This window comes from Tetragenococcus muriaticus DSM 15685 (assembly GCF_000423785.1).
Classification (GTDB): Bacteria; Bacillota; Bacilli; order Lactobacillales; family Enterococcaceae; genus Tetragenococcus; species Tetragenococcus muriaticus.
Genome location: NZ_AUIQ01000017.1, coordinates 1 through 25,374, shown reverse-complemented (window position 1 = coordinate 25,374; position 25,374 = coordinate 1). Strand labels below are relative to the sequence as shown.

The window sequence follows — 25,374 nt, the reverse complement described above, 5'->3', positions numbered from 1 at the left end:
CGCCTCCTTTTCCTACATTATTTCTTTTTCTTTCTATTTTTCGGAGCATCTTTATAGAAAGGTTTTTTCTTTTTCTTATTTTCTTTTTTACCTTTTTTCTGTTTATTTCTTTTCTGTGTTGTTGACTCTGATTGGCTTTTTCTACTTTGTGTCCGATTTTGCTCTTTTTTAGGCTTCGTTTGACTCGTTTGCGAGTTTCCTGCAAGTTCAAAATCTACTTCTCTTGTTTCCGGATTTGCTTTAGTCACTCGAACAGTCACTTGTTGTCCAATTTTATACATTTGACCCGTATGTTCTCCAACAAGGGCTAGTTGACTTTCAATAAATTGAAAATAATCATTTTTCAAGTCACTTACATGAATCAGTCCTTCAATTGTATTCGGTAGCTCAACAAAAAAACCAAACTTAACGACAGAGCTAATCACTCCTTCAAATTCTTCATCGATATGATCTTGCATATACTCAGCTTTTTTCATTGAATCAACATCGCGTTCGCAATCTACCGCACGACGTTCCATGTCTGAACTATGCTGAGCAATTTCAGGAATTTTTCGGGACCAGCGTGTTTGTTTTTGTTTGGAAGCATCTTTCCAATAAGAACGAATTAAACGGTGCACCAACAAATCCGGGTAACGACGAATTGGCGATGTAAAATGAGTATAGTAATCTGCTGCCAATCCGTAGTGTCCGAGATTTTCTTCTGAATAACGCGCTTGTTGCATACTTCTTAAAAGCATGGTATTAATAACCATACTTTCAGGCTTCTCAGCTGCATTTTCCACTACGGCTTGTAAATCCTTAGGGCTGATTTTTCCCTTTTTATTTTTTACAAGAATACCTAAAGTCGCTGCAAAGTCAAAAAATTGTTGCAACTTTTCCTCATCTGGTGCTTCATGGATACGATAAATAAATGGTAAATTTAATTGAGAGTAATGTTTAGCAATTGTTTCATTGGCACAAAGCATAAACGATTCAATCATACGTTCACCTACACCACGTTGATTTAAAACAATATCTAAAGGATGACCGTTTTCATCGACCACTACTTGAGCTTCGTTATCTTCAAAAGTTAGAGCACCTCGTCTATTACGCATCGTTTCTAAACATTCGTGTAACTCTTTCATAGATTGAAACATTGGAACCAAGTCTTTGTACTTATCCATAGTTTCTGCTTTTTCATCTTCTAGAATTTCATTAATAGCTGTATAGGACATTCGAGCATTGGTTTGAATAACACTTGGAAAAATATCATAAGAAACAATAGTTCCTTCTTCATCAATCTCCATCTCACAACTCATCGCAAGCCTTGGGACTTGCGGATTTAATGAACAAATACCATTGGATAGACGTTGGGGAATCATAGGCACAACACGATCTGTTAAATAAACGCTCGTTCCACGTTCAAAAGCTTCTTTATCCAGCGGACTATCTTCTGTTACATAGTAGGACACATCTGCAATGTGTACAGCTAAAAAGAAATGGCCATTTTTTAATTTTTGGACAGAAACCGCATCATCCAAGTCTTTGGCTTCTTCTCCATCGATAGTTACAATGGTTTGTTCTTGACGATTTTTGCGCTCTGGATAATCATCAGGGTCAATCGTATCAGGAACTTGATTGGCCTGTTCAAGAGCTTTATCAGAAAACTCTGTAGGAACATGATTAGCCGCTAAAACAGACAAAATGTCCATTCCTGGTTCGTCCTTATGCCCGATAATATTTTTAACGATTCCTTCTAAAGTATCCGAATAATCTTTTTCCGGATAATGGGTAATTTCAGCGACTACAATATTTCCATCCACTGGTCGAATACCGACAGCTGAAACCAAAACTTTAAACCCGGATAACTTTTTTTCTTTTGGCGTAATGACACCATACAAATCTGTCTTAGCAATTTCATCTTCAGAGAATAGTTGGAACTCACCTACAATTTGCGTAATACTTCTTTGTTTGATCTCAACAATTTTTCCTTCTGCTCCTCGATCTTCAGCAGGGTCAGTTGTCTTTATAATTTCAATAGCTACTAAGTCGCCGTCTATAGCATAGTTCGTATTCTCTTTTGCAATATATACATCGTCTTCTTCAGGATCAATAGTGACAAATCCAAATCCTCGTTCATTTGCATGGAAAGTGCCTTCGACTAAGGTTTGTTTAGATGGAAGTTTTACTTTTCCCTTTTTATTAAAAACAACAAGTTGTTCTCTTTCCATTGTCGCTACAGTTTGTACCAAAGCCTTGAAATCGTCGCTTTGTTCAAGCCCTAAGTTTTGCGCAATATCTTCCATGGCAAAACTTTTTTTAGGACTGTTCTCCATAAAATGTAAAATCTTCGTTTTCATTGTTTCCTTCATATTCATTCCTCATTCCAGGGTAAACTTTCCAGATAAGCTAATACGTCTGTTTCAAACTGCTTCCTTTCTGGTCCTATTGTTACCACATGATCGCTTTTAGGATACCATTGCAGCGTAAATTTGTTTTGTTTTAGTGCTTGAGCAGTTTTAAAAACCGTTGAAGCATCAATCATCTGATCTTGTCCAGCTTGTGCTAAAAACACTGGAGTTTTGATTGTGCTTACTTTTTCACTAACCTTTTCTGAAAAACTTTCTATTTCCTTTAACTGTGTTTTTGATTCTTTAGCGATATGTGTCAATCGCTCTTCCAAATTTTCTTTGGGTAAATTCGCGTAACTTAAAACTTCTTTAGCATAGCGATAAAAGTTTTCTGGGACATGATTATCAGTCTTAAAGATGGGGGAGCAAAAACAACCACCTCCAATAACGACCGACTCATTTTTAGTCAATGCATCCATCGCCATGATTCCGCCCATTGACAAACCAAAAACAGCCAGCTGTTGATATCCTTTCTCTTTTAAAAGGTTAATTGCTGCTTGTGTGTCTTGAAACCAAGACTCAACTTTTTGGTCTAAAATATCTTGTGGTTCCATCGTACCATGACCGCTAAACATTGGTGAATAAACTGTGTAGTCGGCTTTTTCTAAAAAGCGACAAAGCATACGAACATCATTGGGACTTCCAGAATACGCATGTAATAGAATTACCGCTTTTTTCCCATGTTCTTCTAATAGTGGTTTAGGTAAATTTATTTGCAAACTTTAACACCTCTTAGATTTTATTCTACCTTGAAAAAAAGAGTTTGAGAACATCCCCAAACCCTTTGTGAATACTTTTATTGAGAAGATAATAAAACCAAAATAAATAACAAAACCAGCCAGATCGTTCCTAATATTGCTGTGGAACGTTTCATCACCGCTTCAAAACCTCTTGCTTTTTGTTTGCCAAAAAGATTGTCTGCACCACCAGTAAAAGCACTAGCTGCACTATTTTGTTTACTTGGTTGTAACATAATAGTGATCACCAAAATTATAGACAACACAATGACTGCAGTTAATAAAAAGTTATACAATATCATATCCCTCGCCTTCTTCTGACATCGTCTAGTACACTTTAGCATAATTTTTAATAGATGGCTAGCCATGTGCCATTAAAAGAATTCATTTGCTATAAAAATATTTTTTATAAAAACAGAATAACAAAAAAAGACCAAACAATTCATATTGTTTTCATAAATATGAATCATTCGGTCCTTTTTATACATTCGCTCAATGACAACTTATCTTTGAACTAGCTTTTTGTTTTATAAATTATTTGTTGTCCAAATTATAGAATGCTTTTAATCCTTTGTATTGAGCAACATCACCTAATTGGTCTTCAATACGTAATAATTGATTGTATTTTGCAATACGATCTGTACGTGATAAGGAACCTGTTTTAATTTGGCCAGCATTAGTAGCCACTGCGATATCAGCAATTGTTGTATCTTCTGTTTCACCAGAACGATGAGAAACAACAGCAGTATAGCCAGCTTCCTTAGCCATTTCAATAGCATCAAAAGTTTCTGTCAATGTTCCAATTTGGTTAACTTTAATTAGGATTGAATTGGAAACACCCATGTCAATTCCTTTTTGTAGGATTTCAGTATTTGTAACAAACAAATCGTCTCCAATTAATTGAACTTTATCACCTAGGCGATCTGTAAGTAATTTCCAACCATCCCAATCATTTTCGTCCATTCCATCTTCAATGGAAAGAAGTGGGTATTTGTTTACTAATTCTTCAATATAATCTGCTTGTTCAGCTGCTGTACGTTTTACACCATTAGGTCCTTCAAACTTCGTATAGTCATAGACACCATCTTCATAAAATTCAGAAGCGGCTACGTCAAAACCTAGGTAAACGTCTTTACCTGGCGTTAATCCAGCTTTCTCGATAGCAGCAACGATCGTTTCAACGGCATCTTCTGTTCCTTTAAAGCGAGGTGCAAAACCACCTTCATCACCAACAGCCGTTTCTAACCCACGTTCGCTTAACAAGCTTTTCAAAGCATGGAAAGTTTCTGCACCCCAGCGTAAAGCTTCACGGAAAGTTTGCGCACCTACAGGCAAAATCTTAAACTCTTGAAAAGCAATAGGCGCATCAGAGTGAGAACCACCGTTAACGATATTCATCATAGGTGTAGGTAATACTTTACTATTGAAACCACCTAAGTAATGATACAAAGGAATTTCTAAATAATCCGCTGCTGCACGTGCAACCGCAAGTGAAACGCCAAGAATAGCATTAGCACCTAATTTTCCTTTGTTTGGTGTACCATCAATCTCGATTAAGGCCTTATCGATAGCTGTTTGGTCACGAACATCAAAGCCGATAACCGCATCAGCAATCACTTTGTTTACATTATCAACTGCCTTAGTTACACCTTTACCTCCATAACGATTTTTGTCATCATCGCGTAATTCTACTGCTTCATGTTCACCTGTTGAAGCACCAGAAGGAACTAAGCCTCGGCCAAAAGCACCAGATTCTGTAAATACTTCGACCTCTACCGTTGGATTCCCGCGAGAGTCCAAGACTTCGCGTGCATAAACATCAGAAATAATTGACATAAATTGTCTCTCCTTTTATCTTTATTGTCTCATAAGTGTTGCTTTTATAAGAGCTTTTAACTAAGTTCTTTAAACGAACCTTATTTTAATCTTACCTTATTTTGCTTCTTCAATCAATTTTAAGAAAGAATCCGCTTTTAAGCTAGCACCGCCGACCAATGCGCCATCGACATTTTCTTTAGCCATATATTCAGAAATATTTTCAGGTTTTACTGAACCACCATATTGAATACGTACCTTTTCAGCAGTATCTTCATCATACAGGTCAGCCACTTTTTTACGAACAACACCGCAAACTTCATCGGCAATTTTTGCATCGGCTGATTTTCCTGTACCAATAGCCCAAATCGGTTCATAAGCAATAACCATGTTAGCCACTTGTTCTTTGGATAATCCAGCTAAATCCTTGTTCATTTGGCCTTCGATCCAATCACTTGTGTTTCCCGCTTCGTAAGTTTCTAATGTTTCTCCACAGCAAAGGATAGGGGTCATACCGTTATCAAAGATTGCTTTAGCTTTTTTATTAATTTCTTCATCGGTTTCATGGAAGTATTCTCTTCTTTCTGAATGGCCAATGATTACATAATCTACGCCTAAATCAGCTAAGGCATAAGGAGAAATTTCTCCAGTAAATGCGCCTGAATTTTCAAAATAACTGTTTTGAGCAGAAACTTGTAAATCAGTCCCTTGAGCTTCGTTCACTAAAGTTTCTAAAAATAAAGCAGGAGCCCCGACGACAGAATCTACTTCATTTTTTGCAGGGATTTTGTCTTTTACGGCAGCAGCAAAATCTTTTGCTTCTTGTGCCGTTAAATTCATTTTCCAGTTTCCTGCAATAATTGGCTTGCGCATATATTCATACACTCCTTTATTTCACCTAGAATTAAGAAAAAATTGGGTTTATTTATCGTTAATGGCTGCTAGCCCTGGTAATGTCTTTCCTTCTAATAATTCAAGACTTGCACCACCACCAGTGGAGATATGTGTGAAGTCATCAGAGAATCCAAGACTTTCAGCCGCTGCAGCGGAATCACCACCACCAATAATTGTTGTAGCTCCTTGCAAATTAGCAATAGCTTCACATACCCCAATAGTTCCTTTAGCAAAGTTAGACATTTCAAATACACCCATTGGTCCATTCCAAACAACCGTTTTAGCGTCTTTTAATATGTCACTGAATTTTTCTACTGTTTTTGGACCAATGTCTAAGCCCATTTGTCCTTCAGGGATAGCTCCTTCATACGTTTGGGTTGCGACATCATTAGAAAATTCGGAAGCTGTTATAGAATCGACAGGCAAAACTAATTTGTCTCCAGCTTTTTCAATTAAAGATTTAGCTAACTCTACTTTATCTTCTTCGACCATTGAATTTCCTATATCTTCACCATTTGCTTTATAGAAAGTATAGGTCATTCCACCGCCGATCAAAATTTTATCCGCTTTTTCGATTAAGTTTTCGATAACACCGATTTTGTCTGAGACTTTTGCGCCCCCTAAGATAGCAATCATTGGACGCTTAGGACTTTCGACTGCCTCACCGATAAACTTAATTTCTTTTTCCATTAAGAAACCAGCTACTGTAGGTATACCACTAGAAGCAATTCCAACGTTTGAAGCATGGGAACGATGCGCAGTACCAAAAGCATCATTGACAAATATATCTCCTAATGAAGCCCAGTACTTACCAAGCTCTGGATCGTTTTTGCTTTCTTTTTTACCATCAATATCCTCAAAACGTGTATTTTCAAAAACAACGATTTCACCATCTTGCATGTTAGCAATCGCATCTTCTAATTCTTTTCCACGAGTTTGAGGAATAAATGTTACATTTCTTTCCACAAGTTCACCTAATCGCTTTGCTACCGGAGCTAAAGATTTTCCTTCTTTATCTTCTTCAGTTTTTACACGACCTAGGTGCGAAAACAAAATAGCTTTGCCTCCATGTTGTGATACATATTTAATCGTTGGAAGTGCCGCTTTGATTCGAGTATCATCTGTAATAGCTCCATCTGCTACTGGAACATTAAAATCTGCCCGAACTAACACTTTCTTTCCTTCTAGTTCAATGTCTTCAACTGTTTTTTTAGCCATAACTTCACCCTCCTAAATCTCGTTTTTCTTTTAAAAAAAACGGAGAAGCGCGTCGCTTCCCCGCTTTTTTAACTTAAATTCAAATGAATATTATTAGCAAGTGAATTTATTCAACAACGGATTATAAAGTTGCTGCAAAATATTCTAACGTACGGATCATGTTTGAAGTAAAGCCATATTCGTTATCATACCAAGCAACAGCTTTAACTAATTGTTCTCCATTTTCGCCTTCTAAAACAGCAGTTTGAGTAGAATCAAAAAGAGAACCTGCACTATCACCAATAATATCAGAAGAAACAATTTCATCTTCTACATAAGCAAATGCGTCGGATGAAGCTTCTTTCATTGCTGCATTCACTTGATCAACTGTTACTTCTTGATTCAATACGCCATACAAGTTAGTGATTGAACCAGTAATTGTTGGTACACGCAAAGCAGTGCCGTCAACGCGACCATCGATTTCTGGAATAACTTTACCAACTGCTTTAGCTGCTCCTGTTGTTGCAGGAATAATGTTAGCAGCACCAGCACGGCTCTTGCGTCCACCTGGAGCGTCTTGCAAGTTTTGAGTAGAAGTATAAGAGTGAACAGTTGTCATTAACGCACGGTCAAGACCAAACTTATCATTTAATACTTTAACTACTGGTGCTAAACAGTTTGTTGTACATGATGCAGCTGAAATAATTTCATCTTTTGCAGTTACTGTTTCATGGTTTACACCATAAACAATTAATTTCGTTTCTTTTGATTTTGCTGGACCTGAAAGCAACACTTTTTTCGCACCTGCATCAATGTGAGCATGAGCGTCTGCTGCATCAGTAAACAATCCAGTACATTCTAATACTAAATCAACACCAAGTTCTGACCAAGGCAATTGACCCGGACTTTTTTCAGCATATGCTTTGATGTCTTTACCATCTACAACTAGCGCATCTTCTTTAACTTCTACGCTGTATGGGAAGCGTCCTTGAGCTGTATCATATTTCAAAAGATAAGCCAAGTCTTCGTTATCTGTTAAGTCGTTAATTGCAACAACTTCCAGATCATCACTTGCTTCTAAAATACGACGTAAAGCCAAACGACCAATACGTCCAAAACCATTAATAGCTACTTTTGTTGACATAATGTGATTTCCTCCTTATGAAAACCAAAAAATTTATTTTAAAGGGTTACCCCTCTTAAAATCTCATTTGCTGCGGCTTCATCAGTGATAAGCCACGTTTGTTGCGGCGCATTTTTCATATACGCCTGAATTGCTTTTGCCTTACTCTTTCCTCCAGCAACAGCAAAAATATAAGGAATACTCCTTACACCTTTTAATTGTAGACCAACCCGGGGAATTTTGTAAACTACTTTGCCGTTTTCATCGAAAAAATAGCCAAAAGACTCAGCCACTGCGTTCTTTTGTTTAAGCATGAGAATATCTTCTTCACTCATCTTACGACGAGCAGCCATATGCAGCGCGCGGCCAATACTATGAACTACGCAATTTGCTTGGTTGATCAAGTTAAGAACTTCTACGATAGCGGGCTCTTTTAACAAAGAATCATAGGTTGCAGCACTCAATTGTTCAGGGACAAAAAGGGTCCGATAAGTACCATTTGAACGTGTCGCCATTTCAGCACTTACGGAATTGGCTTGCAGATTAACTGTTTCACCTATTCCGCCCCTCGCTGGGACAAACAAGTTTTGCCGCTGGGCACTTTTTAAGTTCGTTAGCTGCTTAGCTGCATTTGCAACTGTTGTGCCTCCCATTACGGCAATAATGTTTTGACCATTAGGCAAACAACTATGCAACGCTTCATCTAACAAATTTCCGAATTCCTCAATTACCTTTTGTTGCTGATCAGAGTCCCCACTTACAATAAGACAACGATCAATGCCAAAATTATCAGCCAGTTGCCTTTCGTTTTGCTGCATGCCAAAAAGCTGACCCATTACATCGCCTAAGCGTTCGTAGATTTCTTCGCCCTTTTCCGTCAAACGCATGCCGCTTTTGGAAATGACGATCAATCCGAGTTTTTTTAACAAGTCTGTTTCTGTACGTAATACGCGTTCTGTTAAAGCTAAACTTTCAGAAAGACTTCTGCGGCCGATGGGTTGCATCCAATAAATTCCCTGCAAAACTCGATACCTTTCTTGCAATACATGCAACATGTCGGGAGCAATTGCTTCAATCAATTGTAATTCGTTAAGCATGAAACTCCTCCATGGACATTTATCGACCAATATAGACTCAAAACGACCCGTATACTGTAAAAAAATCAAACTTGCGTTAAAACTCTAATTCCTTGCGTTCTCTATAGTATCATTTTCTGCGTTATTTAGCAACTAACGATCGTCTTAAACTTAAATGGCAGAACCCTAAGGCAAAACAACCATATCCTTTGCCCATTTAGTCTCTCTTCATCTAAGTAAGGGCCTTTCTGACAAGCAATCCAGCAATAAGCCCTATAGTAAAAATCGCAATTTAGCTAATTTTACTTGGACTACTTTTGCTTTTCATGTTCCACCTCCTAAATAGTATTTTTTATTATAAAAAATATAGTCCCCCAAAGCACCATTTAGTCATCATACCTTTTCCGTTTCGTAGAGCCAGGAATAGTTAACGCATCACGATATTTAGCTACAGTTCGCCGAGAAATGTTTACTCCTTTTTCTTTCATAAGTTCGGTTAGTTTTTGGTCAGATAAAGGCTTGGATTTATCTTCTTGATTAACTAACTCTTGTAATAGATGCTTGGCATCATTAGAAGAACAGTCATTCGTTTCAGCGCCGATTTTCTTACTAAAAAAAGACTTCAATTCAAAGACTCCAAAGTCCGTTTCCAAATATTTTCCATTAACCGCACGGCTTACGGTTGATTCGTGGATTCCTAGTTCTTCTGAAATATCTTTTAAAGTTAAAGGCTTAAGCGGACGATCGTTATTCAAAAAAAAGGCTTTTTGACGAGCGACAATTGCTTCGCCTACGCGATAGATTGTATCGCCACGTTGTTGAATTGTCTTTTTAAGCCACTCATAATCTTGTTGCTTATCTTTTAAGTACTTGATTACTTCTGGGTCCTGACTTTTTTCCATACGGGCAAAATAATTTTGTTGAAATTTAACTTTAGGCATACTTTTTCGATTCGATAAAACTTGAACATCTTGCTCTTTGACTTTCACGGTTAAATCAGGAATAATAAATAAGCCCTCTGTAGATCCATAAACTGCTCCAGGAGTTGGGGTTAAGCCTTGTATATAATCAAAGATTTCCTGGACATCACTCAACGTTATACCAAAGTGTTTTGCGATATTTTCCCATTTGCGATCTACTAGTTCGTTAAAATTTTCTTCTAATACTACATATGCTAAATGTGGCGCAGCGTTATCACGCTCTGTCTGTAACATTAAACACTCTTGCAAGTTACGTGCTCCTACTCCTGCCGGGTCCAATTGTTGAATTAAAGTTAAGGCATCCAGTAATTGGACCATACTACCACCAGTTTTTTCTGCAGCTTCTTCTAAAGTTATTTGTAAGAAACCATTTAAATCAATATATTCAACTAAGTATAAAACTAATTGTCGTAAGTAAGTATCCCGATAATTTAAATGAACTTGGTCAAGCAAATGTTCAAATAAAGAAATTGACGTATCAGGAATCTGGCTAAGATAATCCACCTCTTCTCCAGAAGCATCACGAGGTTTCGCATAGCCAGATGAATAAGAAGGATACTCAACTTCTAATAACGGATTTTCCAGTGCCTGATTATCAATATAATCAATTAAATCTTCCGTGGTATATTGCAAAATTTGGATAGATTGTTGTAACTTTTGGGTCATCGCTAATTTTTGCGTTTGTTTTTGTTGTTGTGAAAATTGTTGTTCAAATTTCATTTTGATTACCCCTTGTGTTTTTTCTTAAAATTCGCTAAACTATGTAAGGTAGTTTTAGCACCCTTAGTGTAGTGGATATCACACAAGATTCCGGTTCTTGAGACAGGGGTTCGACTCCCTTAGGGTGCGTACATGTAACTGATTACAGTATACTTTATACAACATAAAATAGCAAAATTGCATTGCAATTCTATTAGTCCTCGTTTTCGAACGAGGCTTTTTTATTATAAAAACACAAATCGTCTGACAGCATCTTTTTGCCATTCAAACGATTTGTGTTTTGTTTTTTATATTCTAGCTTTTCATTAAAGTAAAGGATTGTTTTAATGTTGCTACAACACCTTTGTCGTTATAGACCAATACATTTGATTTATACATTTTAGCAGAAATAACTGTCAGTAAGAAAGTCGTTCCAAGTAGAATGACTAAAGAAATCACCGCTTCTTGAATCGAGGCTGTCTCGTTTGCCAGGCGGATAGGCATTAAATAAGAAGACAGAAACGGAATATAAGAAGTGATACGGATAATAAGATTACCAGGATCGAACGAACCTAAAGAGATCCCTAATAAATAACCAATCAAAGATAAATAAGTAACTGGTAAAATAACTTTTGATGTATCTTCTGTTTTGGTGACTAGTGAACCACATAATGCCGCTAATACAGCATAGATAAAGATCCCTAATACTAAAAATAGGCTAGTAAAAATAAGGAAGGTTCCAAAAACTCCTTGGATAGAAACTGAATCCAATACATTTTCTACAACATCAATACCTTTTAACCACTGGTAACTGATGGCAAATGCTGCTACATAAACAAGCATTTGCGTAAAAGCCACTAATAAGATCCCCACAAGCTTCCCGTAAAAATGGACTTGAGCTCGTGTGCTGGATAAGATCACTTCCATAATACGTGTTCCCTTTTCTGAAGCGATTTCTTGTGAAATAATCCCTGCGTACGTAATAATAAAGACAAATAGAACAATAGTCGCAGCAAAACTAATTACAAAATTAAATCCTTCATTATCATCTCCTAGTTCCATCTCATTTGCGTCATTAAAACTAACTCGCTGTTGGTTAAATGTAGCCGTTTGATTCAAACTTTGAACTTCATTACTTGATAGCCCCAACTCTTCTGCTCGCAGGTTAGTTTGAATGGAAGATAGGATCTGCTGTAGCGTCAATTCTGTCGATTGACCTAAACTCGATTCGCTGTATAATGTGGCATTTAATTGATGATTTTCACCTGATTCGACGAATAGAAGGCCATCAATTTGTTCAGCTGACAATTCCCTTTCTCCAGCATCTCTAGAATCAACGAGCTTAAAATCATAATCTTCGGGAGCAGCTGCATTAATTCCTTCAGCTAATTCAGCTGAATCTGCTGTAATTCCAATCGTATCTACCTCATTACTTTGTCCACCAAAATAACTCGCTACGTAGATAATTCCTCCCAGAATAAAGGGAACTAATAACATAATGAGAAAGGAAATCGAACGTACATTTTTCTTATAAACATCACCGACAATCACCCAAAACTTATTCATAATCGCCACCTGCTTTCATTTTGAAAATTTCTTCCAAGGTAGGTGGTTGTTGGCTAAACATTGGGATATATCCATTCGCGGTAGCTTTAGAAAAGATCGTCTCCCCTACTTCAGGGTCATCAAGCTGAATTTCTAAATAATGATGATCTTTTTCAGCAACGGTTTTAACTCCAGTAATTTCTTCTACTTCTTCTTTGTTTAAAGACGATTCTAAGAAAACCGTCGTTCTCCCAAAAGATTCACGAATTTCTTGAACTTCTCCATTTAAAACAGCTGCACCATTACTTAACATAATTAGTTGATCACAGATTTTTTCTACATTATCCATATTATGACTGGAAAAAATGACACAAGATCCCTTTTCTTTAAGCTCCATAATTCCTTTTTTTAATAATTCAGCATTAACCGGATCTAATCCACTAAAAGGTTCATCCAAAATCACTAACTCAGGTTCATGAATTAAAGTAGCGATCAACTGAACCTTCTGTTGGTTTCCTTTAGATAAGGTCTTGACTTTATCGGTTTTTTTTCCTTTTACTTGGAACCGATCCATCCATTCATCAATTTTGGGGGCAATTTCTTTTTTTGTTCTTCCTCGTAGTCGGGCAAAATAAATTAATTGTTCATAAATAGTAGCCCTAGGATACAATCCTCTTTCCTCAGGTAAATAACCGATCGTATTATACTCCTTTGTCCCCAACTTACCACCATTCCACAATACTTTTCCTTCATCTGCTTGTAAAAAATTCAAAATCAAACGAAATGTTGTCGTTTTCCCTGCACCATTTTGACCAATGAGCCCCATAATTTTACCCTTATCAATAGTAAAAGACAGTTGGTCAACAGCTTGATAATTTCCAAAAGATTTTGACAAATTTTCCAATACTAACACTTTATTCCCTCCTATGATAACAACAAAATAACCCAATTTAGCAAGTACAAGAAGTTATACAATTTTTTATAGAACAAGTCTAGTTTAACAGTTTTTCCTTTATTTTGATAGTTTTAATTTGTTATTTTTAACACTATTTAATAAAAAAAGAATGCTAAAAGAGACCATTTTCTCTCTTTTAGCATTCTTTAATCTATAACTTACTTAAAGACGCAAGTACTTACGCTTGTTCTTCATTTTCTTCTGTATTCTCTTCTTCATCCTCATCGACAACGGATAAATCTTCTTCAATATTTCCTGGTAGATCTTCTTCCTCTTCGTTATCTGCACCAATTTCTTGGAGATCTGAATTATACTCGGCGATTTCTTCGTCATCGTCATCATCATCAAATAAATCATCATCGTCATCAGTTGCTGTCAAATCAGCATCTTCTGGATCATCATCTGTATAATCAATGACATCTTGGTCAACGCTGCTAAAGGCATTCACTTTATTACGATGAGGGCGTTGGTTTTCTTCCTCATCTTCTAATCCATGAGTCACTTCTTCATTGATTGAATCAATGGCATACCACGAACGCAGCCCCCAACGGTTTTCGCCTAGGGAAATAAAACTTCCATCGGTATTCAAATCTGTGTAAAACTGAGCTAAGGAAGAGCGAATCTGACTATCTGGGATATCCAAGTACTCCTGAGTAGCATTTACTATATCAGAAAAGTCCATAACTTCCCCTTTTTCCTCCAAGATAGCATGAGCTACCTCAATCATCGATAAATCACTCTTATTTAAGTTTTCGAATGCTTTTATTTCCAAACAGGACACGTCCTTTCAAATCTAAAATCAATCATACAAAATTGTTGTAAAAAAAGCAATTTTTTCTAAAAAATTTACAAAAAAACTAAGCAGAAAATTCAAGTAATAAGTTATAACTGCCCATTTTTTGCTCTGCCATAAACAAATCATATGCAATTATAATCTTTCCAGCAATAGGGCTATCAGTTAAGCTAAAATGTAGATCTCTTGTATAAGTACTAAAAAAAATAGTGCCATAAGGAGTCTGATAATTCGTTTCGAATTGTTCGTGATAAACAAATCTTAAGCGTACATGCATTTCTCCTGCACGAGTAATTTGGACCGCTCCGTCAGGAAAAATTTTCATTGTGACAGAAACCGGAGCTGAACCATCTTCTTGTTCTTCTTTATAACGAATATAAAGTGTATCTCCCATCTTAATTACTTGTCCTTTGATATCAAATAAAAATTCTTCCTGTTCATCATTTTGATTAACTTCAGTCTTTAAATGGATTGATACAGGAACACCTTTGTTTAAATCCATTTTGTCTCTCCTCACTTTACAACGACTCGGTAAGCTCATCAAGGTTCACACTTACCCTCTATTCTTCCATTTTTCACATTTTTTAGCTTTTGTCAATTAACTCATTTGCTTAATAGATAATCATTCAGCAAAAAATCACTCTTCATTCCTCTTTCATAAAATTTTATTCTCCCGTTTGCTGTTGCTTTTTTGTAGTATATAATATAAGTAATATAAACAAAGGACAGACGAAATGAAGACAAAATTATTTGATCAAAAAACCTTTACTAAAGAAACGGCGATGATTCCTTTCGCTCTTACAGATATTTTAACGGAAACTGCAGGAAAACATAAGAAGGCTCTTCTTCACTTTTGGCAATTTGAGCAATCCTTTATTTTGGGAATGAAAGATACACGAGTGAATCATTTATCAAAAGGCGTAAAAACAATTAAAAATAACGGCTACCAACCAGTAATACGTAATGCTGGAGGTTTAGGGGTTATTTCTGATGAAGGAATCTTGAATATCTCTTGGATTTTTCCCAAAGAACAAGTTTCAATTGATCAATCCTATCAAAAAATGCTGGACCTGATCCAAAAGGCCTTCCCTGAATTGACGATCAAGGCTTATGAAATTCAACATTCTTATTGTCCAGGAAAATTTGATTTGAGCGTGGAAGGGAAAAAAGTTGCAGGAATTGCGCAACGACGAGTAAAAGAAGGTATCGCTGTAATGATGTATTTGAGTGTTTTTGGTGATCAGCAACAACGAAGTGAAATTGTGCGTGCATTTTACCAAGAAAGCTTAGGAACAGATTACGGAAAAAATGGTTACCCAGACGTTTGGCCTTCGACAATGACTACTCTTTCAGATGCTTTACATCAACCATTGACAATTCAAGAAACAAAAAAACGCTTTTTACAAGTCTTAGATATTGACGAAACAGCACAAAATGCACTAAATTGGATCAAAGAAAAGGAACAAATGGCCCAATTTCAGAAAAAAATGGACAGTATGCAGCAACGAAATAAACAATTAGAGGAGCTTAATCATGTCTCTACCTTATAAATATCAAACACTGCCGATCGAAAAAGTCTTTCGCGATCCAGTGCATAATTATATCCATGTGAATCACCAAGTCATTCTTGATTTAATTAACTCAAAAGAAGTGCAGCGTTTGCGTCGTATCAAACAGCTAGGGACTTCTTCTTTTACATTTCATGGAGCAGAACATAGTCGTTTTTCTCATTCTTTGGGTGTTTATGAAATTACGCGGCGCATTTGTAATATTTTCCAACAGAACTATTCAAACGAAAAACTCGGAGAAGAGGGTTGGGATGATTCCGAACGATTAGTTACTTTATGTGCAGCTCTTTTACATGATGTCGGGCATGGCCCTTACTCACACACTTTTGAACGCATTTTTCATACCGACCATGAAGAAATTACAGTAGCCATTATTACCTCGCCAGAAACAGAAGTTTATCAAATATTGAATAGTGTTGAAGCTGGGTTTCCGGAGAAAGTTGCTAGCGTCATTACGAAAACTTACCCTAACTCTCAAGTAGTACAAATGATTTCTAGTCAAATCGATGCTGATCGGATGGATTACTTATTACGTGATGCCTATTTTACCGGGACTAAATACGGGACATTCGACCTAACAAGAATTTTACGGATGATCCGTCCTTGTAAAAGCGGAATCGTCTTTGCCATCAATGGTATGCATGCTGTTGAAGACTACATTGTTTCTAGATATCAAATGTATGTCCAAGTTTATTTTCATCGTAGTTCTCGCGGAATGGAAGTTGTCTTAGAACATTTACTCAACCGCGCGCACGAGCTTTTCCCACAAGAAATGACGATGCTACAAAATACAGCTCAACTATTGATTCCTTTTTTCAAAGAAAGTTTTTCTCTACAAGACTATTTACGCTTAGATGATGGTGTACTAAATACAGCTTTTAATCTTTGGAGTGAAACGAATGATCTTATTTTAAGCGATCTCTCCCAACGGTTTTTAAACCGTAAGCCCTTAAAATCTTGCCGCTTTGTACCAGAAGTCCAAGACAACTTAATTGCTCAAATGCAACAAATCACAGAAAAAGCAGGGTTTAACTCGTCTTACTATACGGCGATTAATTCTAGTTATGATTTGCCTTATGATTTTTATCAACCAAAGTTAGAAAAGCATCGCACGCAAATTGAACTACAACAAAACGATGGAACACTTGTCGAATTATCCCAAGTCAGCCCATTGGTTGCTGCTTTGGCTGGTCAAGAGCAAGGAGATCACCGCTTTTATTTCCCTAAAGAAATGATAGAAGAACGTTTGCAAAATAATTTTGATTTATTTGGTGAAACTTATCGATTATTCGCTTCACATATCCACAATGGGGAACTAATTTAAGAAAGGCTGAGACAAGAATTTTGTAGTTCTTGTCTCAGCCTTTCTTATTTACAAATAATTGTGTTTCATCCATTTTTGTAGAGCCCAACGATGACTTCCTCTTTTTAATAATAACATTGCATCATCTGGAGTTACCCAATAAAGCTGATTGGTTTTTTCAGTGGGATCAGAAATTTTTTCCCATTGATCTGCGACGTAAAAATAACCTGGATGTTCAAAATAAGTATCACGATGACTAGAATAAAAATATTCTTTTGCTTCCCCTAAATAAGCTCCAATTTGGACACTGAACCCCAATTCTTCCAGCATCTCGCGTGTAATTGTTTCTGCATGTGTTTCTTCTTTTTCAATTTCCCCACCAGGTAAAAAGAAGGCCCCATTAGGAGCTTGCACTAAAATAACTTCCTTTTTGTCTTGACGGTGGATAACAATATAAGCTCCATAACGAGCTTTATAGTTCTTACCTTCTTCTTTTTTACCAAAAACAGCTTCTTTCATTTTCTCCTCCACGAATTGTTTTCTTTGCATTCTACTTGATTTCTTAAAAAGAAACAAGTTTTATACTCTTTTTTCGTTTTACTTAATTAAAAAAATACATTATGTTATAATAATTTTAGCTAAAGAAGAAAGGATGATAGGAACAATGAGAATGGCGCACACGTGTGTACGGGTAAAGGATCTAGACTCTTCTGTCGAATTTTATGAAACAGCGTTTGGCTTTCAAGAAACAAGTCGCAAGGATTTTCCAGAAAATGAGTTTACTATCGTTTATTTATCTTTACCTAACGACGATTATGAGCTAGAGCTAACTTACAATTATGATCATGGGGCTTATGATCTAGGCGATGGTTATGGCCATATCGCAATTGCCACAAATGATCTGCAAGCATTACATGATAAACATACCACAGAAGGCTTTGATGTAACAGAACTCAAAGGACTTCCAGGTACAGCTCCTTCTTATTATTTCGTTAAAGATCCAGATGGTTATAAAATTGAAGTTATCAAAGAAGATTAGCGTTTATAAAAAAGAAGCTAAAATTGCTTAATAAAAAACTTCAGGTTCTAGAACCTGAAGTTTTTTGCATTATTTTTATAAATGAGAAGCGATCATATTTTCTAATTGATCTTTTGTTTGGACACCAATGGCTTTATCAACAACTTCTCCGTCTTTTTTTAGGACTAACGTTGGGATACTCATGATACCAAAACTAGCAGGTACTTCTGGATTTTCATCCACATCAATTTTTACTACACGAAATTCGTCTTCATCATATTCTTGTTCCACTTGTTCTAAAATCGGTGCTTGCATTTTACAAGGGCCACACCAATCTGCCCAAAAGTCAATCATTACCAGACCATTTTCTGTTTCTACATTAAAATTCTTATCTGTCACTGTTTGTGTCATTTTTTTGTAACCTCCAATTTAATAGACAAAGTATAGCATTTTCATCTGTACTTGCAAACTAACTTGCTTAAAAGTTTCTACTTATTTAAAATAAACTACCGTTGCTCCGTTACCTCCTTGGTTAGCCGGGGCAAACTCATATTTTTTTACGCTACGATGGTTTTTTAAGTAATTTAATACCCCTTTACGCAAAGCTCCAGTTCCTTTTCCATGAACAATCGTCACTTGCGAATAGCCAGCCAAAACCGCAGCATCTAAGTATTGATCCAGTTCACTTACAGCATCTTCGTAATGCTTTCCTCTTAGATCCAATTGGGGCGAAACATGCGGGCCTCCAGAATTTAGGGTGGAAACATGCCTTTTAGGTTGAGCTGGTTCCTGCGAAGCTACAGCTTGTAAATCTTCTTCGTTTACATCCATTTTTAAAATGCCTAATTGAACTTGCCATTGATTTTTACCCATTTTATCTAAAAGTTCTCCCCGTTGGTTATAAGGAACAACGAGCACTTCGTCTCCTGCTTTAAATTGTTTTTCTTGTTTTGCTTTTTGTAGGACTTTATTCTTTTTCAAATACTCTTCTGATTGCTCTAGCTGATTTAACTGGCCTTTGGCTTGAATTAGTTCATTTTCTTTAACATTTTTTTGTCCATTTTGTTGCATTTCGCGCAATTCAGCAATGATTTTATCTGACTCTTCTTTTGCTTGTTCTACGATTTCATTAGCCTGATTACGTGCTTTAGCCAATTCATCTTCTTTTTGCTCATAAAAATACTGATAAGCTTCCTCTAGTTCCTGATGTAATTGCTCTGCTTCACTTTCATGCTGTTTTAATTTTTCATATTCTGTTTCAGCCATATTTCGACGGTTTTCCAAATCTGTAATCATCTCATTGAGATCTTGGCTTTCCCCGCTCATAATTTGTTTGGCAGAATCAATAACTGTAGTACTCAATCCTAAACGACTCGAAATTTCAAAAGCATTACTTCTCCCAGGGATACCAACTAACAACCGATAAGTAGGGCGTAGTGTATCCACATCAAATTCCATCGAGGCATTCACTGTTTTAGGACGGTTATAACCGTAAACTTTTAATTCTGGATAATGGGTAGTTGCCATAACATAAGCTTGTTTAGCCGCTAACTCGTCTAATATCGCAATAGCTAGAGCCGCCCCTTCTTGTGGGTCGGTACCAGCACCCAGTTCATCAAATAAAACCAAGCTATCTTCATCAACTTTATCTAATACATTTACGATCGTTGTCATATGAGACGAAAAAGTCGATAGATTTTGCTCGATAGATTGTTCATCTCCAATATCAGCAAAAATTTCTCCAAAAATTCCCATTTGACTGTCTTCTCCAGCAGGTATTGGCAAGCCAGCCTGCCCCATCAACTGCAATAGCCCTAATGTTTTTAGCACAATTGTCTTCCCACCTGTATTGGGTCCAGTGATGACCACCGCTTGATAGTCTTCTCCAATCATTATGTCATTCGCTACCACTTGGGTTTGATCTAAAAGTGGATGTCTTGCTTGTTTAAAATATACATAATTTTCTCGATTTATCGTAGGAACTACAGCTTTTAAGTCCTTAGCTAAATGAGCTTTCGCATTCATAAAATCAAATTTTCCAATAATATAGGCGTTATGCATAATTTCTTTACGATTTGGTTCTAATTCAGCGGAAAGCTCTGATAATATTCTCGCAATTTCATCTCTTTCGGCTACCTGGTATTGACGTAGTTGATTATTGAGTTCAACTACTTGTCCTGGTTCAATAAAAAGAGTTTGTCCAGAAGAGCTTTGATCGTGTACTACACCACCAAATACATTTCGATTTTCCTGTCTTACTGGAATAACATAACGCTCATTACGCATTGTAACAAGCGCATCATTAAGATAACGGGCTTGCCTACCATGAATTATGCTATCTAGGTTTTCGCGAATGCTTTGTTCACTCCGGTTAATATTGTGGCGTATATTCTTTAACTCAACAGAGGCATCATCTGTTACACGGCCATCTTCATCAATTGCAGTTTTTAGTCGATTTCTTAAAGCTGGAAGAGCGGTTAATTCTTCTTGCCAACTATATAAACGATGAAAGTCCGTGTCCTCTTCTTTAAATTCTTCTAAAAAGTGGTCTACTTCAGCCGTTGTAGATAATACTCGTGAAATTTGTGCCAACTCCGGACCATTTAAATCAGCACCAATTTCAACTCTTTTCATATGCGATTGAATACTTTCAAGCTTAGGAACTGGGATCCCACCGCGTAAGCGAAGTATTTTTATAGCATCATCCGTTTCCTCAAGTAAAGTTTTTATAAATTGTTCTTCTTTTACTGGAGCTAAACGCTGAAGTTCTTCTCTACCCTGTGCGGTGACCAAGTATTGCGCGATTTGTGCTTTTACTTGATCAAATTCTAGAGTATTTAAAATATCCGGATTTAGTTCTTTCAAATGGCTCACCTGCTTTCTATTTTTCTTCTAACGCGAAAATAGAGCAGCTTTGCATTGGTTCACAAAACCGCTCTATGTTTCTTACAGAATGTTTGTTATCCAAAGTCGATCAAACATATTGGATAAAAATGGTGTCTTATCAACAATAAGATCAGCAGTGAAACTTCTAGCAAATAGGTCTTGGATTCCTTCCACAGGGATCATCGTCAAGACTTTTAATACAATTAAAATCGTAATATACATCAATATCGTATTTAAAATTCCTGCAACTAACCAATCATCTTCAAGTAGGCGCTTAAAACGTAAACTTCTGACAAAAACCATTACAAACTTGGTTAGTAACCAACCAAAAACTAACCAACCGATAAATGCAACGGCCGCATAGTAAGCTTGATCTAAATCAAGAGACATTTCTTGGCTATAATAAACCATTTCACTCTCTGGGGATACCGATAAATAGGGCACATATAGCTCAATTTTTTCTCCCCAACTTTCATAAAGAGCTAAGGCTAGAAAAAAAGAAAGAACACACCCCACCGTATAGAGTAATTGCAAAGCTGTTGCTCGTCGCGCACCAGTATAAAAAGAAAATAATAATAGTAAAAAAATTATAAAACCAATCATTCAGCATTCCTTTCTGCTAGCCTTGAGATACCTTTTGCTGGATATCTTGCTTGCGATTTTCGTTTAAAATTTGCTGTGCTTCTAAGTGATTATTAACTCGCTTACCTTTCTGTCCTTGTTTTTCCAGCGTTTCCTTGGCTTCTTGCTCAATCTTTTCAATACGCTGTATCCGACTTTCTAGTTCTGATGCTTGACTCGCCTTTTTATATAAAGCTTCATTTTCAGCTTTTAACTTCATTAATTCTTCTTGTTTTTTTAATTGGTCAGAGACAGCATTTAAAGCAAGTAAAATAGCTGCTTGTTCATTATCTGATTCTAACGACAAACTCTTGATTTCTTCTAGTTGTTCGTTGACAAGCTCAGTCACTATTTTCATATGTTCAGGACTTTCCTTACTGATAATAGTATACTCTTGATTTTCAATGATTGCTTTGAAACGTTTTTTTTGCTTAGTCACTTTTCTCAGCCTCCCATACTTTCCACTTACCTTCTTATATTATCACATTTTAAGGTTTTCAATGTTTTTTCTGGAAAATACCATTTCATTATAAAGGAAAAATTTAAATTTTTCCACGTATTCATTTATTTTACTACATTTCAATAAAACATGCATTATGCTAAAATAAGAACATATTCTTAGAAAGGAAACTTTCATATGGGAACTACTGTCGTTCAATTGACACCTCAAAAATTAGAAGAAGCTAAAAAATACTATGCACCTTATATCACACCGCGTAAAATCCCTTATGCTTCTTTTTTTGCTAAAAAAGATCATCTTACGATTACCGCTTACAACTCAGGCAAGATCATGTTTCAAGGCGATAATGAAGATCAAGAAGCTGCGCTGTGGCAAATTAAAGAATCAAATAAGCCGAAAAAAGCAGGAAGTCTACCTGAAAATTTCGCACAAAAAAGTATTATTGGTAGCGACGAAGTAGGTAATGGGAGCTATTTTGGCCCTTTAGTTGTATGTGCTGCTTATGCTAGTAAAAATCAACTACCCACTTTAAAAAAATTAGGAGTCAAAGATTCTAAAATGTTAAACGATAAGCAAATTTTAGATTTAGCTCCTAAAATAAAAGAACTTGTTTTTTATCAAGAGCTAGTAGTCATGCCGCAAAAATATAATCAAATACAACCAGATTATAATGCTGTACATATGAAAGTAGCTTTGCACAACCAATGTCTCCATCTATTATTAGAAAAAATAAGTCCTCAACAGCCTGAAGCCATTTTAATCGATCAATTCGTTCAAGAATCAACCTATCGAAAATATTTAAAAAAAGAAAAAAATTCAGTCACTCAGAACCTTTATTTTATTACTAAGGGCGAGCAATACCATTTAGCTGTTGCAGCAGCGTCTATCATCTGTCGTGCAGAATTTTTACAAAAACTACAACAGCTTTCTCTTGAAATCGGGTTTGATCTTCCCTCTGGAGCAGGAACACAATCAGATAAACAAGCGGCGAAAATCATTAAACAAGGTGGCGTTGACCTTTTATCCCACTACGCAAAACTTCATTTTAAAAATACCGAAAAAGCTAAAAAAATAGCTGACAAATAAAACCTTCTTTGGGAGCATGAAGAAACATTGCAACCCAAAGAAGGTTTTTTACCCAAATTGAAAAAGAATACCAATCAAAGCAGAAAAAGCGATAAATATAACAGGATGAAGGTTCTTGAATAATCGATGTCTCATGATAAAAAATATGAAAATAGCTAAAACAAGAGAATGCCAATTAATAAATCCGATCCAATCTCCTGCGTCTATAAGTCGAGAAGTATCAATTAAATCCATCCAAACAACAGAGAAACCAGCAGCTGCAATCAGTGCTGTTGAAGCAGGCCGTAAACCATAAAAAACTGCCTCAACATAAAAATTATTTCGAAATTTCGTTAAAAAGCCTCCAATAAGCATAATAAGAATAATAGCTGGGCTAACAAGTCCGACTGTAGCAACAATCCCACCAAAAGGTCCAGCTGTTAAATTTCCCACATACGTAGCCATATTAACTCCAATTGCCCCAGGTGTCGATTCAGAAACAGCAATCATATCAGCTAGTTGGTCATAACTAAACCAACCCGTTCGATCGGAAACATCATATAAAAAAGGCAAAGTAGCAAGACCGCCGCCTACAGAAAACAAACCTGTTTTGAAAAATTCATAAAAAAGCTGTAAGTAAATCATTTTTGCTGATGTCTCCTTTCTTGCAATTTAGCAGCAACACCAATAAAACCAGCTAAAATAACGAATAATACGGGGGACAAGCTTGTAAAGACGGATAACGTAAAAATAAGAATAAAAATCAACAGTGCTATTTTATCTACAACCGAGTTTTTCCAAAGCTTTAAAACTGCATTCAAAATCAATACATAAACACTTACGCGAATACCTGCAAAAGCATTTTGTATAATTGGCAGTTCGGAAAAGTTTCTCATAAAATAAGAAATTAGTGTGACAATAATATAAGAAGGAAAAACAAACCCAAGAGTTGCTACAATTCCGCCTAACGTGCCACGTAACTTTTGTCCAATAAAAGTAGATGTGTTTACAGCAATAATCCCGGGCGTTGTTTGACCAATAGCAAAATAATCAACTAGTTCTTCGTCTGTCACCCAATTTTTTGTCTCAACGACTTCTCTTTGCAAAATGGGAAGCATAGCATAGCCCCCACCAAAAGTCAGTACGCCAACACGGCTAAAAGTAAGAAATAAATCAATAAATATATTCATAATTTCCTCCCGTAATTCTCTCTATTAAAAAACATCATAACATTAAGCTGACAACAAGACCAGAGAGGGAAAGAAAAGCCCGTAGAAATGCAAACCACTTTCTTTTTGTATTTTTTTTTAGTAAAATACGTGATTGAGGTGTTTTTTGTGCAGAAAAATAAACAAAAAGAATTGACTTTTACTCTATTTAAACATGACATAGAAATTGGCGCATTTTATAATTTATTATATCAAGCCAATGATGTTATTTTAGCGTTGTTTTTTATTGTAGGAAGTTTCCTATTTTTTAAGGAATCGACCACTTTCTACGGTACGATTTTATTTGTAATAGGCAGTTTTCAACTTTTGATAAGACCATTGATCATGATAAGTAAAGAGATCCACATATATAGAATCAAAAATAATTAAGTTTGGTTTTCGGAAAACAGAATTTGTTTTGTTATCCTTGTGTATATTATTATTTTGGATTATAATGATGTTTGTCATGCGGGTGTAGTTTAGTGGTAAAACAGAAGCTTCCCAAGCTTCCGTCGCGAGTTCGATTCTCGTCATCCGCTTCAGCTTGAAACGTTGGCATGACGGTCTTTTTATTTTTTAGATTTTATAAAACTTTCAACCACTTATAATGATTTTCAAACAGATCTAAAGAGATTTTGCGCTGAGAGCGTACATAGCTTATTATTTTACCTATACTTAACTAGTTTCATAAAAAAAGAACTTACTAGCCTAATACTGAGGGCTTGTAGGTTCTTTTTTTATGGAAGTATTTAAAAAATAATTTAATAGGGAGTAAAAACATTTAATTGCTAACTGAAACTACAAAAAACAGAGGAAAAAATATTAAAATACTCCCTGAAGTTTGACACTAATTACAATCATAAGAAATAAGTGAAGATCAGTAATATCTGATCTCCACCTCTTTAATAGCTCTTATTCAGCATCTGATGTCCATTCATCTACTTTGTCTTGGTTATCTTCAATCCAATCACTAGCAGCTTCTTCTGGGTCAGTACCATCTTCAATTTCTAGCATTACTTCGTTGATATCATCTTCGGTCCA

The 25,374-nt window shown here is 36.1% G+C and carries 25 protein-coding genes and 2 tRNA genes; 7 read left to right on the top strand and 20 right to left on the bottom strand.

Annotation, left to right across the window (positions count from 1 at the left end; genetic code table 11):
• Positions 1-17: 17 nt before the first annotated feature.
• The 9 genes from rnr to rpoN form a co-directional block, all read right to left on the bottom strand.
• Positions 18-2,351 (bottom strand): ribonuclease R, encoded by a 2,334-nt coding sequence (rnr, locus tag G577_RS0104420; protein ID WP_028790149.1) that lies wholly within the window; start codon positions 2,349-2,351, stop codon positions 18-20.
• 2 nt (positions 2,352-2,353) lie between these two features.
• Positions 2,354-3,109: an alpha/beta hydrolase gene (locus G577_RS0104415; RefSeq protein ID WP_028790148.1), complete on the bottom strand. Its 756-nt coding sequence runs from the start codon at positions 3,107-3,109 to the stop codon at positions 2,354-2,356.
• Between the two features lie 77 nt (positions 3,110-3,186).
• The gene (gene secG / locus G577_RS0104410; RefSeq protein ID WP_028790147.1) at positions 3,187-3,423 is read right to left on the bottom strand and encodes a preprotein translocase subunit SecG; all 237 of its coding nucleotides are present in this window, start codon (positions 3,421-3,423) and stop codon (positions 3,187-3,189) included.
• Between the two features lie 238 nt (positions 3,424-3,661).
• Positions 3,662-4,963 carry a phosphopyruvate hydratase gene (eno, locus tag G577_RS0104405; protein WP_028790146.1) on the bottom strand — a complete coding sequence of 434 codons (1,302 nt, stop codon included), beginning with the start codon at positions 4,961-4,963 and terminating at the stop codon, positions 3,662-3,664.
• A 96-nt stretch (positions 4,964-5,059) separates the two neighbouring features.
• The gene (gene tpiA, locus G577_RS0104400) at positions 5,060-5,815 is read right to left on the bottom strand and encodes a triose-phosphate isomerase (RefSeq protein ID WP_028790145.1); all 756 of its coding nucleotides are present in this window, start codon (positions 5,813-5,815) and stop codon (positions 5,060-5,062) included.
• 48 nt (positions 5,816-5,863) lie between these two features.
• The gene (locus tag G577_RS0104395) at positions 5,864-7,054 is read right to left on the bottom strand and encodes a phosphoglycerate kinase (protein WP_028790144.1); all 1,191 of its coding nucleotides are present in this window, start codon (positions 7,052-7,054) and stop codon (positions 5,864-5,866) included.
• A gap of 121 nt (positions 7,055-7,175) precedes the next feature.
• On the bottom strand, positions 7,176-8,177 hold the full coding sequence (gene gap, locus G577_RS0104390; protein WP_028790143.1) for a type I glyceraldehyde-3-phosphate dehydrogenase: 1,002 nt from the start codon (positions 8,175-8,177) through the stop codon (positions 7,176-7,178).
• A 38-nt stretch (positions 8,178-8,215) separates the two neighbouring features.
• Positions 8,216-9,253, bottom strand: coding sequence for a sugar-binding transcriptional regulator (locus tag G577_RS0104385; protein WP_028790142.1), 1,038 nt, complete (start codon positions 9,251-9,253; stop codon positions 8,216-8,218).
• A 365-nt stretch (positions 9,254-9,618) separates the two neighbouring features.
• Positions 9,619-10,932, bottom strand: a complete 1,314-nt coding sequence (gene rpoN / locus G577_RS0104380) for an RNA polymerase factor sigma-54 (protein WP_028790141.1) — start codon at positions 10,930-10,932, stop codon at positions 9,619-9,621.
• 57 nt (positions 10,933-10,989) lie between these two features.
• Here rpoN and G577_RS0104375 point away from each other — a divergent pair.
• Positions 10,990-11,061: transfer RNA gene (locus tag G577_RS0104375), tRNA-Arg, on the top strand.
• Positions 11,062-11,226: 165 nt separating this feature from the next.
• On the opposite strand, the gene G577_RS0104370 is transcribed toward G577_RS0104375, so the two are convergent.
• The 4 genes from G577_RS0104370 to G577_RS0104355 all read right to left on the bottom strand — a co-directional run bounded on the left by G577_RS0104370 (position 11,227) and on the right by G577_RS0104355 (position 14,706).
• The gene (locus G577_RS0104370; protein WP_028790140.1) at positions 11,227-12,477 is read right to left on the bottom strand and encodes an ABC transporter permease; all 1,251 of its coding nucleotides are present in this window, start codon (positions 12,475-12,477) and stop codon (positions 11,227-11,229) included.
• Complete coding sequence (locus G577_RS0104365; RefSeq protein WP_028790139.1) at positions 12,470-13,369, bottom strand: ABC transporter ATP-binding protein; 900 nt, start codon at positions 13,367-13,369, stop codon at positions 12,470-12,472. Before G577_RS0104365 ends, G577_RS0104370 begins: the two co-directional genes overlap by 8 nt.
• A 220-nt stretch (positions 13,370-13,589) precedes the next feature.
• Entirely contained in the window at positions 13,590-14,183 is a 594-nt protein-coding gene (rpoE, locus tag G577_RS0104360) for a DNA-directed RNA polymerase subunit delta (RefSeq protein ID WP_028790138.1), read from the bottom strand.
• Between the two features lie 85 nt (positions 14,184-14,268).
• Positions 14,269-14,706, bottom strand: a complete 438-nt coding sequence (locus G577_RS0104355) for a YwiB family protein (protein ID WP_028790137.1) — start codon at positions 14,704-14,706, stop codon at positions 14,269-14,271.
• Positions 14,707-14,938: 232 nt separating this feature from the next.
• Here G577_RS0104355 and G577_RS0104350 point away from each other — a divergent pair, with 232 nt between their 5' ends.
• Together G577_RS0104350 and G577_RS0104345 are read left to right on the top strand one after the other, a co-directional pair.
• Entirely contained in the window at positions 14,939-15,754 is an 816-nt protein-coding gene (locus tag G577_RS0104350) for a lipoate--protein ligase family protein (protein ID WP_028790136.1), read from the top strand.
• Positions 15,738-17,096 carry an HD domain-containing protein gene (locus G577_RS0104345; RefSeq protein WP_028790135.1) on the top strand — a complete coding sequence of 453 codons (1,359 nt, stop codon included), beginning with the start codon at positions 15,738-15,740 and terminating at the stop codon, positions 17,094-17,096. The genes G577_RS0104350 and G577_RS0104345 overlap by 17 nt, the downstream gene beginning before the upstream one ends.
• A gap of 48 nt (positions 17,097-17,144) precedes the next feature.
• On the opposite strand, the gene G577_RS0104340 is transcribed toward G577_RS0104345, so the two are convergent.
• Entirely contained in the window at positions 17,145-17,594 is a 450-nt protein-coding gene (locus G577_RS0104340; protein ID WP_028790134.1) for an NUDIX hydrolase, read from the bottom strand.
• Positions 17,595-17,739: 145 nt separating this feature from the next.
• Between G577_RS0104340 and gloA the strand changes: the two genes are divergently transcribed.
• Positions 17,740-18,114: a lactoylglutathione lyase gene (gene gloA / locus G577_RS0104335; protein ID WP_028790133.1), complete on the top strand. Its 375-nt coding sequence runs from the start codon at positions 17,740-17,742 to the stop codon at positions 18,112-18,114.
• Between the two features lie 75 nt (positions 18,115-18,189).
• Here gloA and trxA read toward each other — a convergent pair whose 3' ends face one another.
• The 4 genes from trxA to zapA form a co-directional block, all read right to left on the bottom strand.
• Complete coding sequence (trxA, locus tag G577_RS0104330) at positions 18,190-18,504, bottom strand: thioredoxin (protein ID WP_028790132.1); 315 nt, start codon at positions 18,502-18,504, stop codon at positions 18,190-18,192.
• 81 nt (positions 18,505-18,585) lie between these two features.
• A complete protein-coding gene (locus G577_RS0104325; RefSeq protein ID WP_028790131.1) occupies positions 18,586-20,958 on the bottom strand; it encodes an endonuclease MutS2 in 2,373 nt (790 codons plus the stop codon).
• A gap of 81 nt (positions 20,959-21,039) precedes the next feature.
• On the bottom strand, positions 21,040-21,582 hold the full coding sequence (locus tag G577_RS0104320) for a CvpA family protein (protein WP_028790130.1): 543 nt from the start codon (positions 21,580-21,582) through the stop codon (positions 21,040-21,042).
• A 16-nt stretch (positions 21,583-21,598) separates the two neighbouring features.
• Entirely contained in the window at positions 21,599-22,039 is a 441-nt protein-coding gene (zapA, locus tag G577_RS0104315) for a cell division protein ZapA (protein WP_028790129.1), read from the bottom strand.
• 198 nt (positions 22,040-22,237) lie between these two features.
• On the opposite strand from zapA, the gene rnhC reads away from it, so the two are divergent.
• Positions 22,238-23,146, top strand: a complete 909-nt coding sequence (gene rnhC / locus G577_RS0104310; protein ID WP_028790128.1) for a ribonuclease HIII — start codon at positions 22,238-22,240, stop codon at positions 23,144-23,146.
• 48 nt (positions 23,147-23,194) lie between these two features.
• Here rnhC and G577_RS0104305 read toward each other — a convergent pair whose 3' ends face one another.
• Together G577_RS0104305 and G577_RS0104300 are read right to left on the bottom strand one after the other, a co-directional pair.
• Positions 23,195-23,770, bottom strand: a complete 576-nt coding sequence (locus G577_RS0104305) for a chromate transporter (protein WP_028790127.1) — start codon at positions 23,768-23,770, stop codon at positions 23,195-23,197.
• Positions 23,767-24,315 (bottom strand): chromate transporter, encoded by a 549-nt coding sequence (locus G577_RS0104300; RefSeq protein ID WP_028790126.1) that lies wholly within the window; start codon positions 24,313-24,315, stop codon positions 23,767-23,769. Before G577_RS0104300 ends, G577_RS0104305 begins: the two co-directional genes overlap by 4 nt.
• 87 nt (positions 24,316-24,402) lie before the next feature.
• Here G577_RS0104300 and G577_RS0104295 point away from each other — a divergent pair, with 87 nt between their 5' ends.
• Together G577_RS0104295 and G577_RS0104290 are read left to right on the top strand one after the other, a co-directional pair.
• On the top strand, positions 24,403-24,723 hold the full coding sequence (locus G577_RS0104295) for a YrhK family protein (protein WP_244869444.1): 321 nt from the start codon (positions 24,403-24,405) through the stop codon (positions 24,721-24,723).
• Between the two features lie 78 nt (positions 24,724-24,801).
• Positions 24,802-24,872 (top strand) — tRNA-Gly (locus tag G577_RS0104290).
• Positions 24,873-25,374 lie beyond the last annotated feature (502 nt).